The sequence below is a fragment of the Nocardia heshunensis genome (assembly GCF_054782115.1).
In genome coordinates, this window is sequence record NZ_BAAGTC010000005.1 from 125860 (window position 1) to 138279 (window position 12420).

Below are 12420 nucleotides of genomic sequence, written 5' to 3' on the forward strand. Positions count from 1 at the left end.
CGGCGTTTGCGAGGATGGCGCGATGACCGCGACCGCACCCCCGACCTTCCACGGCGACTTCGAGGCACACCTGACCGTGCGCGCCGAGGATGCCGCCGGGCTCGAACGGTACGCCGCCGCAGCGGGATTGAAGTTCGTGCACATCGTGCTCGACCGCGGCCGAACCCCCGTGCAGCCGATGCTCACCATCCGGGAGACGGGAGCGTTTCCCGCCGTGCGTGATTCGATCGCCGCACTCACCGCCCGGCTGGAGCAGGCCGGATTCCCGGTGGTGCGCGCCAAGATCGAGGCCACCCCGTGGGCGGCCGGTGTGCCCACGACCGACGCCGAGGCCCTCGCGCTGGGCCCGCACTACTACTTCGAGCACCACATCAAGCTGCTGCTCGCCCCGGACAGTGGGGTACCCGCCTTGACCGATCTCGCGATCGCGCACGATGCGCACCTGTCCGCCAATGCCCGCCGCACCCGTGCCGACGGTCGCAGCGAGCGCTTCGTCACCCAGCGCTGCCGCCACGTCGGCGACGCGACCGCCGCCGCACGACACGCTGGGCTGCTGAACGCGTTGCGCACGGCCGAGTTCGAAATCCTCTCCGCCGAGCGGGAATTCGTCGTCCTCGACAGCGACGAGTCCATCGACGCCGGGTGGATCACCGAGAAGGAGCGATCATGACCCCGACACCGTGGCGCAGACTCGGTCGCGGCCCATGGAAATCCACGGCGGTGGTGCCCCAGTCGGTGCCGACGGATCAGGAGCGCGCGGCCGACGGCCTGCCGCCGACCCTGCGACCGGTGGTGAGCGAGGGCGTGCTGCAACGCCCGGTCTTCGATCCGGCGACGGCCGAACACCGCATGGGAATGCGGTTGAGCGAGCCGCATTTCGAGGATGCGCGACTGGCCGCCGCCTGGTTCTACGCCCGGCGCGCGGCCATGGACGTGGTGCTCGCGGCGATCGCCGACTCACCGTGGCGCGACGAATTGATGCTGCGCGGCAGCGTCCTGCTCAGCACCTGGTTCGGCGAGGCCGCAAGGGAACCCGGTGACCTGGACTTCATTGTGCTGGACCAGGACTGGGAGTTCCACAGCGAGCGAACAGATACCTTCCTGGCCGATGTCGCCACACGGGTGGCGAAGGCCGCCCAGGATTCACCGACGGTCGACTTCCGCGCGTCGGACGCGGTGGACGACGACATCTGGACCTACGATCGCGTCCCCGGCCGCCGCCTGATGCTGCCCTGGACCGCCACGGATCCCCGAATCCCGTCCGGCACCGTGCAACTCGACTTCGTCTTCAATGAGACCCCGCAGCAGCCGCCGATCTGGACCGAGATCGCCCGCCGAGGCAGCGCCGGTCCCCCAGCCTGCCTTCTGGCCGCGACTCCTGAACTGTCACTGGCATGGAAGCTGTTGTGGCTCAGCACCGACCGCTTCCCCGAGGGCAAGGACCTCTACGACGCGGTACTGCTGGCCGAGCACTGTTCCCCTACTCCTGAACTGTTGCAGGAGGTCAGCCCGGAGGCGTGGTTCTTCCGATTGCCGTCGCTCGGGCTCGATGCCGACTGGGAGGAATTCGTCAAGGATCGCCCGGATCTGGCCGACCAGGTCGACAGCCTCGCCTGGCGGCTCACCGTGGCACTCGCTCCGGCCTATCCCGACGGCGTACGCACCTTCTGCGCCGACATCGCGGGGCGCGTCGAAAGTACGAGGAAGCGGGCCGATGACAGCCGGGACATATCCCGGGACCTTCCGGTCGAGGACCGCATCGAGCGAGTGTCCTACTCGCTGACCGTCTATCGACTGTTGGCCGTGCAAGGCGACTACGGGTGCTCGCTGTCGAAGGCCGCCGATCTCACGATGGCGGCACGGCGGCGGAACCCCGACGTCCCGGGCATTGCCGAGCGCGTGGACCCGTATGCGGTGGCCGAGGTCCTGCAAAGCTGGTGCGACTCGCCGAACGGGGGCTGAGGCTCCCGGGTCGTCGTCGACTCGGCAGATAATGCAAGGCGGTCCATCGTGTTGCTGAATCCAGCCGAAGGAGCAGTGTGCGAGCAGGAATTGCCCTCCCGATTTTGGCGGTCGCCCTCCTCACAGCATGCGGCAGCTCCGACGAACCGGCCGCCACTAAGCCTGCTTCGCCCGGCGCCTTGATGAGCAAACGGCCGCTCGAGCATCTCGATCCGGCGCTGTCGGCGGCGGCCGGGTCCTCGACCTATATCCGCTACGAATCGACCTCGCCCGCAGGCAAACCGATCGAGGTGTCGGGCGCGGTGTTCCTGCCGCCCGGCGACGCCCCCGCGGGCGGCTGGCCCGTGGTGGCGTTCGCGCACGGCACCTCCGGCGTCGTGAATCGGTGCGCCCCCACCAATTCGCCGACCCTGTTCGGTTCCGCCCCGGCGGTCGAGCAGTTCCTGGCCGGACATCGAGCGGTCGTCATGACCAACTATCAGGGCCTCGACGGCCCCGGCGACGCACCGTATTTGGACACCCCGTCCTCGGGTTACGACGTACTGAACTCGGTGCGAGCGGCCCACTCGGCCGGTCTGCCCCTGTCCTCGGACATGGTGCTCGTCGGCGCCTCACAAGGCGGGCGCGCAGCGGAATCGGCGGCCGAAACCGCGAAATCCTATGCGCCGGAACTGAAAATCCACGGCGTCGTGCTGATGTCCCCCGCCCTGGAGCTGCGATTCCTCGACGCGGTCCACGACCGCGCCCTCAATGCCCCCGACCAGTACCTGGTCCTGCCGTATCTCGTTGCGGCCGTGCGCTACAACCAGCCCGACTACCGCTACGACCAGGTCGCGCACGGCAAACTGCTCGATATCGCACCGCAATTGGAAGCCCAGTGCACCGGCGAAACGACGCCCGACGAGCTCGCCATCGCCTCGGCGGGCACCCCCGACGAGGTGAGTTACGTCGACGACGCGGCCGCACAACCGTTCGCGGACCTGCAATCCCGCACCAATCTCCCCAAATCAGCCACCACCCTGCACACCTACATCGTGCGCGGTGACGCCGACAAACTGGTCGACACGGCCTGGTCCAGCGCCGCGATCACCGAAATGTGCACCCTCGGCACCCCGGTCCACGATCTGGTGGTCCCCGGCGGCCACGATGCCCCGGCCGCCGTCGCCGATCAGTGGCTCGGCTGGATCTCGGACCTGTTCGCCGACAAGCCCTTCAGCCAGACCTGCCCGCACTGACCCGCGCCGGTCGAGACCGGGGACGGTCTCGACCGATGCGACGTCGAACGGCCTAGCGGGTGACGCAGACCCGGCGGACCGGTAGACCCCGGTCCTCGAAGGCGGCCAGCAAGGCTTGACCGCGGCGGGCCCCATCGGAGGACGAGGTGCGGGCCAGCACCGGAACGTAAGTGGCCGCTCCCACAATGGATTCGGCGACCAGTGACCAGAAGCGGCGGCTGCCCAGTCCGGCGCAGCGCGCCATCGCCTCCTGGATCAGGCCCAGCGCGGGAATGCAGCGATGCGCCAGCCAGACATAAAGCGCCGCCTCGCACGGGAGCGCGACGATGCCGTCCTGCCCGGTCAGCAGATCGCCGTCGACCACCCGAATCGTGGTGTCGGACAATCCCGCCCAGTCGATGCCACCGTCATTGTCGGTGTGGATCCACAGATTCTCCAGGCCCGGATCCCAGGCCCGGCCCTCCGACACCACCATGGCCATCACCCGGCCCACCACCGCGTGGATCAGCGCGGTGGCCACCACCTCGGCGGCGATATCGGCATTGCTCATCTCGGCCGCGTGGCGGCGGTACATCAATTCGATGCGGCCCTCACGGATCCCGTCGGACAGCCGCCACCAGCGACGCTTGCCCTGATCGGCCATGGCCGCGACGGCGTACACGCGGGGGTGTTCGGGTTGCAGCGCGCGCAGGCGGTTGCCGGCCAGCCCGAAGGCCAGGCGGGAATCGCGCGGCGGGCACACGGTTACGGGTTCGAGCATCGAACCTCCTCATTCATCGACTATTCGGCCAATGCGAGAACTGCATGGACAACGAGAACGGAAAGATAGGTTAGGCTTACCAGACTTGTCGAGCAATGAAAGCGTCAGGAGTAGTTCGTCACCGTGCCCGCCGTAGTCACCACCAGACGGCGACGTCTGTCCGGACTTCTCGTTCTCGCCGTGATTCTGCTGTGCGCAGTAGCGGCGAGTGTCGCTCTCGGATCCCGGAATCTGAGCCTCGGCACCGTCTATGACGCCCTCGTCTGCCCTGGTGGACTGCCACTTTCGTGCCCGGCCGACGGCTCGGCCGCGCAGATCGTGCGCGAATTGCGGCTCCCGAGAACCGGACTCGCCCTGCTGACCGGACTCGCGCTCGGCATGGCCGGGGCGCTGATCCAGGGCTACACCCGAAACCCGCTGGCAGACGCTGGATTACTCGGTATCAACGCGGGCGCGGCCTTCCTGGCGGCGTTGAGCATCCATCTGCTCGCGCTCACGACACCCGCGCAATACATCTGGTTCGCCTTCGCGGGTGCACTGCTCGCGGGACTGGTCGTCTTCGGCGTCTCGGCCCTCGGCGGCGGCAAGGCAAGTCCATTGAGCCTCGTCCTCGCGGGCGCGGCCGTCACGGCGTTTCTGCAGGCCATGACCAATATCGTTGTACTGCTGGATGGCACCGCCCTCAACACCTACCGGTACTGGGTGGTCGGCGACGTGGCCGGACATGACGCCTCGGTCCTCGGCCAGATCCTGCCGTTCCTATTCGTGGGCGCAATCCTGGCCCTGGCCGCCGCACCCGGCCTCAACCTCCTCGGACTCGGCGACGATGTGGCCCGCGGCCTCGGCGTGAACCTCACCCGCAGCCGCATCCTCGGCCTGGCGGCCGTGGTCCTCCTCGCGGGCGCGGCCACCGCCGCCGTCGGCCCGATCGCCTTCCTCGGCCTGATCGTCCCCCACCTCGCCCGCGCCGTCACCGGCCCCGATTACCGCTGGCTGCTGCCCTATTCGGCCCTCATCGGCGCGATCGTCCTCCTGCTGGCCGACACCGCCGGCCGCCTCATCGCCCGCCCCGGCGAACTCCAGGCAGGCATCACCCTCGCCGCGCTCGGCGCCCCCTTCTTCATCCTGTTGGTCCGCCGCCGAAAGCTGGTGACCCTGTGACTCTTCCGACACCTCCCACGGGAACCCGCACCCTGACACGCCCCGGCGACACGATGGCAAACCCCTCCGGCACCACAGATTCGATCGTCGGGCGGCGAGTGGTTCGGGTGGCCGGGTTCTCGGCGCAGGTGCGGATCGGGGCGCTGGTCGCCGTTATCGTGCTCGCGGCCTTGCTGTTCGGGTTGTTCGCGCTCGATATCGCAGTGGGCGAGTTCCACATTCCACTCGGGCGGGTCCTGGATGTGCTGGGCGGCGGGGGAACTCGGGCGCAGCGGTTCGTGATCATGGATTCGCGGTTGCCGCGGGCGTTGACGGCCGTAGTGGTCGGGGCGGCGTTGGGGCTGGCAGGGGCGGTGACGCAGTCGATTCTGCACAATCCGCTGGCCAGTCCGGATCTGCTGGGGATCACGTCGGGGGCGAGCTGCGGGGCGGTCGCGGTGATCGTCGGGATGGGCGGGATCGGCACCGGTACGGCTGCGGCGCTCGGGGTTTCGGCGGCGGCACTGGCGGGCGGGCTGCTGACGGCGGTGCTGATCTATCTACTCGCCTGGGGGCGCACCACCACCGGGGACAGCGGAGTCATGGGATTTCGCCTGGTACTCATCGGCGTCGGGGTGAATGCCGCACTCCTGTCGGTCGTGAGCTGGCTGCTCACCCGCGCCACCCTCACCGACGCTTCGCACGCGCAGCAGTGGCTCACGGGATCGCTCAATGCCGCCGACTGGTCGGCACTCATCCCCGCCGCGCTCGGACTGGGTGTCGCACTGCTGGTCACAGTGATGTCGTCACGGTCGTTGGCGGCCCTGCGTTTCGGCACCGACACCACCCGCATGCTCGGCGTGCGCATCCAGACCCAGCAGGCGATTCTCCTGGCCGCCGCGGTGGGTTGCGCTGCACTGGCCACGGCCGCGGTCGGCCCGCTCGGCTTCGTCGGCCTGGCCGCACCCCAGATCGCGCGGCGACTGCTACGCACGCCCGGAGAACCGCTCGTCGCCTCCGCGCTGGTCGGGGCAATCGCCGTCGTCGGCGCGGACCTGCTCGCGCGCACCGTCTTTCCCGTCTCCCTGCCGGTCGGTGTGGTCACCGCGGCGGTCGGCGGCCCGTTCCTGCTGTTCTTGCTCGTGCGCACCAACCGGAAGGCGACCCTGTGACTCTCGCTGCGGACAACATCACCCTCGGCTACGGCGACCGGGTCATCGTGGACGGGCTGTCGGTCGCCATCGAACCCGGCCTGATCACCACGGTCATCGGACCCAACGGCTGCGGCAAATCGACACTGCTGCGTTCACTGGGACGGCTATTGCGCCCCAAGTCCGGTCGAGTCCTGTTGGACGGCAAGGCCATCTCCACCATGAAGACCAAGGACATCGCCCGCATCGTCGGCATGCTCCCGCAGACCCCGATCGCACCCGAGGGCCTGACCGTCACCGATCTGGTTGCGCGCGGTCGGCATCCGCATCAGTCGTGGCTGCGGCAGTGGTCGGCCGACGACGAGACCGAGGTGGCCGCGGCACTCGAACAGACCGGCATCGCCGATCTCGCGGGCCGCACCCTCGACGAACTCTCCGGCGGACAGCGGCAGCGGGCCTGGATTTCCATGGCCCTGGCTCAGGGCACCGACATCCTGCTGCTCGACGAGCCCACTACCTACCTGGATCTGGCCCACTCCCTCGAAGTCCTCGATCTCGTCGATCGGCTGCACGACGAGTTCGGCCGGACCGTGGTCATGGTGCTGCACGATCTGAATCTGGCCATCCGCTACAGCGATCGGCTCATCGTCATGCACGCCGGACGGATCGTCGCCCAGGGCCGTCCCGCCGACATCATCGACACCGATCTCTTGCGCGACGTTTTCGGGCTGCGCGCGGAGGTTCTCGAGGATCCGGTGTCCGGCCGACCCATGATCGTGCCCATCGGCCTGCGACATGTGCACCCGTCCGCACTCGAAGATATGCCGGTCGACGCGGGGGTATGACGAATCCCACACCAGCTACCACCCGGTTACGACGACCTGTAGTACGCATTCCTGTCGTTGTCTCCGTAAACTTGTGGGATGGCAGGTCTTGGTGAACTCGAGAAAGCGGTCATGGACCAGTTGTGGTCGGCCGACGAACCGCAAACGGTCCGGCAGGTCCATGAAGCACTCGCTGAGCGTCGTGAACTCGCGTACACCACGGTGATGACCGTTCTGCAGCGCTTGGCGAAGAAGAATCTGGTGGTCCAGCAGCGTGACGACCGCGCGCATCGCTACGCCCCCGTGCACACGCGCGACGAACTCGTCGCCAGCCTGATGTTCGATGCGTTGCAGCAGGCCGACGAGGTCGGCAGCCGGCGAGCGGCCTTGGTGCACTTCGTCGAACAAGTCGGTGCGGACGAGGCTGCCGCATTGCGCGACGCACTCGCTAAGCTCGAAGCCACCGAGGTCGCGCGCAAGGACAAACCCGAGTCCAAGTAGCTGTAACCTCGGCCCGAGCCCCACAACGCAGTGAGCTGAGGTCATGGACTGGACAGCGCCGGTATTCGCCGGTCTCGCCTTGTTATTGGCGGGACCGGTACCAGCGCTGCTCGGACGCGCCACCTGGCCCTATCGCAGTCCCCGTGCCGCACTGGTGCTTTGGCAGGCCATCGCGCTCGCGGCCGTGCTCAGCGCCTTCGGTTCCGGACTCGCCATCGCCTCGCGATTACTGGTGCCCGGCGCGGACGGCCGCCCGACCACCACGCCTTCCAAAGAGATCGCCGCGCTCGGGCTGCCGCTGTGGCTGGCCCTGGTGCTGGTCTTCGCGCTGACCCTGCTGGTCGGGGCGCGGCTGATCTGGTCGGTGATCCGCGTCGGCATTCACACCCGTCGCCGCCGGGCCCGCCATCGCATGCTGGTCGACCTGCTCGATCAGTCCAGCGTGCAACGGCAGGCGGCCGATATTCGCGTGCTGGCCGCGGCCGAGCCGATCGCCTACTGCCTGCCCGGCATCCGCCAGCGCGTGGTCCTGAGTCAGGGCACCGTGACCAACCTGTCCGACGAGGAACTGACCGCGATCGTCAGCCATGAGCGCTCGCACCTGCGGGCGCGGCACGACCTGGTGCTCGAGGCGTTCACCGCGGCGCACGAGGCGTTCCCGCGGGTGGTGCGCTCCAAATCCGCGCTGGACTCGGTGAAGCTGCTCATCGAACTGCTCGCCGACGACTCCGCGGTCAAGGTCACCGGCCCCACTCCCCTGGCCCGCGCCCTGGTGGCCTGCTCCAATTCCCCTGCCCCGCAAGGCGCGATGGCCGTCGGCGGACCCACCACCCTGATCCGCATCCAACGCCTGGCCGGACCCATCGGCGACCTGCGCATTGCCGTCGCCGCCTACCTGGTGGCCGCCGCCATCCTCGTGGTCCCCACCCTCGCCGTCGCCATCCCGTGGCTCGTCGAGGTCAGCCGCCTGGTCAGCCGTGCCTGATCCGCACCCGCCCGTCCCCGAATCCGACTCGGGCGCGGCGGGTTCCGCCATGCCCGCACACCCAGCCCAGGAGGCCACCATCCACACCGCCCCGTCGCCCGATTCCTCGTCGCTCACGGGCCAGGTGCGCTTCGGCGATCTGGGGCTGCCGCCGGTGCTGGCGCAAGCCTTGCGACGCAGCGGGATCGACAAGCCGTTCCCGATTCAGGCGGCGGTGATTCCGGACATTCTGGCCGGGCGGGATGTGCTGGGGCGGGCGGCGACGGGATCCGGGAAGACCCTGGCGTTCGGGCTGCCGATGTTGGTGCGGTTGTTCGGTGCGCCGAGTGCGCCGAAGCGGCCGCGCGGGCTGATTCTCGCGCCGACCCGGGAATTGGCTCTGCAGATCGAGACCGCGTTGGACGAGCCCGCGCTCTCGCTCGGATTGCGGCTGGCCACGGCGGTCGGCGGGCTGCCGATCAAGAAGCAGGAGGAGCGGCTGGCGCGCGGGGTGGACGTGGTCATCGCGACGCCCGGGCGGTTGACCGATCTGCTCGGCCGGAAAGCGGTACAGCTGGCCGATATTCGCGTGGTGACCGTCGACGAGGCCGATCACATGGCCGAACTCGGATTCCTGCCGCAGCTGACAGCCCTGCTCAACAAGGTTCCGAAGGACGCGCAGCAGCTGCTGTTCTCGGCCACCCTCGACGAGACGATCGACGGTCTGGTGCAGCGGTATCTGCGCGACCCGATCCGGCACACGGTCGGTAATGCCGCCGAAGAAGCCGCGGCCGCAGATCGGGAATCCGGTGCGTCGGGCGCGGAGGTCGCCGAACCGGCCCTCGATTCCCCTGGTAATGCCACGGATTCGAGCCCCTCGGTAGCCGAGGCCGGGCAGCGTCGGGCTGCGGCGGTGCCCGATATCGCGCATTACGCGCTGCATGTCCGGCGCACCGACAAGCGCCTGGTCGTCACCGAGATCGCGGCGCGCGCCGGGCGCACCCTGCTGTTCGTGAAGACCCAGTACGGCGCGGACAAGCTGGCCCGCAAACTGCGGGAAGAGGGCGTCGGCGCGGTCGCCTTGCACGGCGGCAAGGCGCAGAGCCAGCGCACCCGGACCCTGGCCTCGTTCGCCGACGGCACCGCGCCGGTGCTGGTGGCGACCGATATCGCCGCGCGCGGGCTGCACATCGACGACGTCTCGCTGGTCGTGCACGTGGACCCGCCCGCCGACCCGAAGGACTACCTGCACCGCACCGGCCGCACCGCCCGCGCGGGCGCTTCGGGGACCGTGGTCACCATCGTCACCCCCGACAACCGCGACGAGGCCGCTCAGCTGGCCCGGCTCGCCGGTGTCACGCCCACCGATGTGGAGGTGCGGCCGGGTGATCAGCGGCTCACCGAGATCACCGGTGCACGTCGACCTTCCGGCCGCCCGCTCCCAGACCCGTCGACTCCCCCGGCCGCCCAGGCCGATTCGCGGGAGCAGCCGCGAGTGTGGACGCGCCCCATGGGCGAAAGCCGCCCCCACAACAAGAAGCGCAAGCCGGGCGCGGCCAAGCGTTCGGCGCGCTGACGCCGACACGTTTGGATGTTCCTACGGACACGCGCGGGAATCTGCCCGCAATTTCCGGCAATTCGGACGAGATCGAGTTAACTCGAAGCCCCTTCCGGACGATAGCAATCGTCTAGCAACCGATGTTGGGAGTCTCTATTCCCTGCACATCGCCGTCGGACCCACCATTCCCCGCAGGGAATCGCGGGTCCGTCCGGGCTCGACGAATATCGACCTCATGATCAACCCAAACATCCTGCGCTACACCGTGATCGAAGCCACCGAGGACGGCGATTCGATCTTCGTCGATGCCGAGATCCCTTTGACGGAACGAATTCTCGCGACCGGCGTGCCCGCGATGTCGGTCGGCGGGCTACCCTCGGCCGCGGGAGTGTCGTACCTGCGCAGCACCGAATTCGACAGTGCCCCACACCCGGCCCCCGCCAGACAGTGGGTTGTCATGCTGCGCGGCACGATCGAGGTGACCACCTCCGACGGCGAGCGCCGCCGCTTCGTCCCCGGCGATCTCGTGCTGGCCGCCGACACCGACGGCCGCGGCCACACCACCGTCGCCGTGGGCCACCCGCCCTTCGAGGCACTGTTCATTCCGACCACATCCTGACCGTCGCGAATTCACACCAATCGCCCCAATGCGCCGCGAACTCTCAGCATTCAGCTACCATGGGACAACGTGCAGTTTCTTCCCGGGCAGACTCCGCCCTACGACCTGACCTACGACGACGTCTTCCTCGTCCCCCGCCGGACGGATGTGGCGTCCCGGTTCGATGTCGATCTCTCCTCCACGGATGGGACCGGCACGACCATTCCGCTCGTGGTCGCCAATATGACAGCCGTCGCCGGCCGCCGCATGGCCGAGACCGTCGCCCGCCGGGGCGGCATCGTGGTGCTGCCGCAGGATCTTCCGATCCCCGCGGCCGCCGACACCATCGCCTTCGTCAAGAGCCGCTCGCTCACGGCCGACACCCCCGTGGTGCTGGATCCGGAGCAGTCGGTCTCCGACGCGCTGGCCCTCATCCACAAGCGCGCCCATGGCGCGGTCGTGGTGGTCGAGAACGGGAAGCCGGTCGGTGTGGTCACCGAGGCGTCCTGCTCGGATGTCGACCGCTTCGCCCGCCTGAGCACCGTCGTCGACACCGACTTCGTCTCGGCCCCGGCCGACGCCTCGCCGCGTGAGGTCTTCGGCCTGCTCGAGGCCGGTCACCGCAACGTCGCCGTGCTGGTCAACCCCGACGGCAGCCTCGCGGGCGTGATGACCCGTACCGGCGCGATCCGCACCGGCATCTACGCCCCGGCCGTCGATGCCAACGGTCAGCTGCGCATCGCCGCGGCCGTCGGCATCAACGGTGACGTGCCGGCCAAGGCCAAGGCCCTGGTCGACGCGGGCGCGGACGTGCTGGTGATGGACACCGCGCACGGCCACCAGCTCAAGATGCTGGAGGCGCTGCGCTCGGTGGCCAGCCTGGATCTGGGTGTGCCGCTGGTCGCGGGCAATGTCGTGGCCGCCGAGGGCGTGCGCGATCTGATCGAGGCCGGCGCGGACATCATCAAGGTCGGTGTCGGGCCCGGCGCCATGTGCACCACCCGCATGATGACCGGTGTGGGCCGCCCGCAGTTCTCGGCCGTGACCGAATGTGCCGCGGCCGCCAAGGAATTCGGCAAGCACGTGTGGGCCGACGGCGGCGTGCGCCACCCGCGCGACGTGGCCCTGGCCCTCGCGGCCGGCGCCTCGAACGTGATGATCGGTTCCTGGTTCGCCGGCACCTACGAGTCGCCCGGTGACCTGCGCACCGACCGCGACGGCAACCGCTACAAGGAGTCCTTCGGCATGGCCTCCAAGCGTGCGGTGGCCGCCCGTACCGCCACCGATTCGGCGTTCGACCGGGCCCGCAAGGCCCTGTTCGAGGAGGGCATCTCGTCCTCGCGCATGCGCCTGGATCCCGAGCGTCCGGGTGTCGAGGACCTGATCGACCACATCACCTCCGGTGTGCGCAGCTCCTGCACCTACGCCGGGGCCCGCACGCTCGCGGAGTTCCACGAGCGCGCCACCCTGGGCGTGCAGTCGGCCGCCGGCTTCGCCGAGGGCCGTCCGCTGCCGTCCGGTTGGTGATCGACCACTAGTACTGCACAACCCGAAACCCGGCGGGTCCGCCTCGGATCCGCCGGGTTTCGCATGTGCCGGTGTGATTCGGCCGGACCCCGCGATGTGATGCGGCCCCGCCGTTCGGAATCCGTAAAAGCCAGCCGGTAATATGACGTGACCGGACCCTGGAGATGGGTATCCGAAGCGAACATCCGCTAGCAACCCCT

At 68.8% G+C, this 12420-nt stretch carries 12 protein-coding genes; 11 read left to right on the forward strand and 1 reads right to left on the reverse strand.

The window, feature by feature from the left end; all coding sequences use genetic code 11:
- Nucleotides 1–22 precede the first annotated feature (22 nt).
- The 3 genes from ACYVN4_RS19210 (at nt 23) to ACYVN4_RS19220 (ending at nt 3197) form a co-directional block, all read left to right on the forward strand.
- The gene (locus tag ACYVN4_RS19210) at nt 23–670 is read left to right on the forward strand and encodes a hypothetical protein (protein ID WP_460723003.1); all 648 of its coding nucleotides are present in this window, start codon (nt 23–25) and stop codon (nt 668–670) included.
- Complete coding sequence (locus ACYVN4_RS19215) at nt 667–1962, forward strand: nucleotidyl transferase AbiEii/AbiGii toxin family protein (protein WP_460723005.1); 1296 nt, start codon at nt 667–669, stop codon at nt 1960–1962. The genes ACYVN4_RS19210 and ACYVN4_RS19215 overlap by 4 nt, the downstream gene beginning before the upstream one ends.
- 182 nt (nt 1963–2144) lie before the next feature.
- Nucleotides 2145–3197 carry a lipase family protein gene (locus ACYVN4_RS19220; RefSeq protein WP_460723007.1) on the forward strand — a complete coding sequence of 351 codons (1053 nt, stop codon included), beginning with the start codon at nt 2145–2147 and terminating at the stop codon, nt 3195–3197.
- A gap of 52 nt (nt 3198–3249) precedes the next feature.
- Here the strand turns inward: ACYVN4_RS19220 and ACYVN4_RS19225 are convergent, their stop codons facing one another.
- Nucleotides 3250–3957: a hypothetical protein gene (locus ACYVN4_RS19225; protein WP_460723009.1), complete on the reverse strand. Its 708-nt coding sequence runs from the start codon at nt 3955–3957 to the stop codon at nt 3250–3252.
- Between the two features lie 123 nt (nt 3958–4080).
- On the opposite strand from ACYVN4_RS19225, the gene ACYVN4_RS19230 reads away from it, so the two are divergent.
- The 8 genes from ACYVN4_RS19230 (at nt 4081) to ACYVN4_RS19265 (ending at nt 12220) form a co-directional block, all read left to right on the forward strand.
- On the forward strand, nt 4081–5118 hold the full coding sequence (locus tag ACYVN4_RS19230; RefSeq protein WP_460723011.1) for a FecCD family ABC transporter permease: 1038 nt from the start codon (nt 4081–4083) through the stop codon (nt 5116–5118).
- A gap of 53 nt (nt 5119–5171) precedes the next feature.
- Entirely contained in the window at nt 5172–6269 is a 1098-nt protein-coding gene (locus ACYVN4_RS19235) for a FecCD family ABC transporter permease (RefSeq protein WP_460723013.1), read from the forward strand.
- A complete protein-coding gene (locus tag ACYVN4_RS19240; RefSeq protein WP_460723015.1) occupies nt 6266–7093 on the forward strand; it encodes an ABC transporter ATP-binding protein in 828 nt (275 codons plus the stop codon). Before ACYVN4_RS19235 ends, ACYVN4_RS19240 begins: the two co-directional genes overlap by 4 nt.
- Before the next feature lie 78 nt (nt 7094–7171).
- Nucleotides 7172–7573 carry a BlaI/MecI/CopY family transcriptional regulator gene (locus ACYVN4_RS19245; RefSeq protein WP_369636422.1) on the forward strand — a complete coding sequence of 134 codons (402 nt, stop codon included), beginning with the start codon at nt 7172–7174 and terminating at the stop codon, nt 7571–7573.
- Between the two features lie 43 nt (nt 7574–7616).
- On the forward strand, nt 7617–8558 hold the full coding sequence (locus ACYVN4_RS19250) for a M56 family metallopeptidase (protein ID WP_460723017.1): 942 nt from the start codon (nt 7617–7619) through the stop codon (nt 8556–8558).
- A 49-nt stretch (nt 8559–8607) separates the two neighbouring features.
- Entirely contained in the window at nt 8608–10113 is a 1506-nt protein-coding gene (locus tag ACYVN4_RS19255; RefSeq protein WP_460724039.1) for a DEAD/DEAH box helicase, read from the forward strand.
- Nucleotides 10114–10330: 217 nt separating this feature from the next.
- Nucleotides 10331–10714 carry a cupin domain-containing protein gene (locus tag ACYVN4_RS19260; protein WP_460723019.1) on the forward strand — a complete coding sequence of 128 codons (384 nt, stop codon included), beginning with the start codon at nt 10331–10333 and terminating at the stop codon, nt 10712–10714.
- Nucleotides 10715–10783: 69 nt separating this feature from the next.
- On the forward strand, nt 10784–12220 hold the full coding sequence (locus ACYVN4_RS19265) for a GuaB1 family IMP dehydrogenase-related protein (RefSeq protein WP_379352977.1): 1437 nt from the start codon (nt 10784–10786) through the stop codon (nt 12218–12220).
- The last annotated feature ends 200 nt before the right edge of the window (nt 12221–12420 follow it).

Excerpts from the sequence above, each read along its gene's own strand:
- ACYVN4_RS19250 (WP_460723017.1), top strand. The coding sequence starts at position 7,617 with ATGGACTGGACAGCGCCGGTATTCGCCGGTCTCGCCTTGTTATTGGCG.
- ACYVN4_RS19220 (WP_460723007.1), top strand. The coding sequence starts at position 2,145 with ATGAGCAAACGGCCGCTCGAGCATCTCGATCCGGCGCTGTCGGCGGCG.
- ACYVN4_RS19245 (WP_369636422.1), top strand. The coding sequence starts at position 7,172 with ATGGCAGGTCTTGGTGAACTCGAGAAAGCGGTCATGGACCAGTTGTGG.
- ACYVN4_RS19235 (WP_460723013.1), top strand. The coding sequence starts at position 5,172 with ATGGCAAACCCCTCCGGCACCACAGATTCGATCGTCGGGCGGCGAGTG.
- ACYVN4_RS19255 (WP_460724039.1), top strand. The coding sequence starts at position 8,608 with ATGCCCGCACACCCAGCCCAGGAGGCCACCATCCACACCGCCCCGTCG.
- ACYVN4_RS19215 (WP_460723005.1), top strand. The coding sequence starts at position 667 with ATGACCCCGACACCGTGGCGCAGACTCGGTCGCGGCCCATGGAAATCC.
- ACYVN4_RS19260 (WP_460723019.1), top strand. The coding sequence starts at position 10,331 with ATGATCAACCCAAACATCCTGCGCTACACCGTGATCGAAGCCACCGAG.
- ACYVN4_RS19210 (WP_460723003.1), top strand. The coding sequence starts at position 23 with ATGACCGCGACCGCACCCCCGACCTTCCACGGCGACTTCGAGGCACAC.
- ACYVN4_RS19225 (WP_460723009.1), bottom strand. The coding sequence starts at position 3,957 with ATGCTCGAACCCGTAACCGTGTGCCCGCCGCGCGATTCCCGCCTGGCC.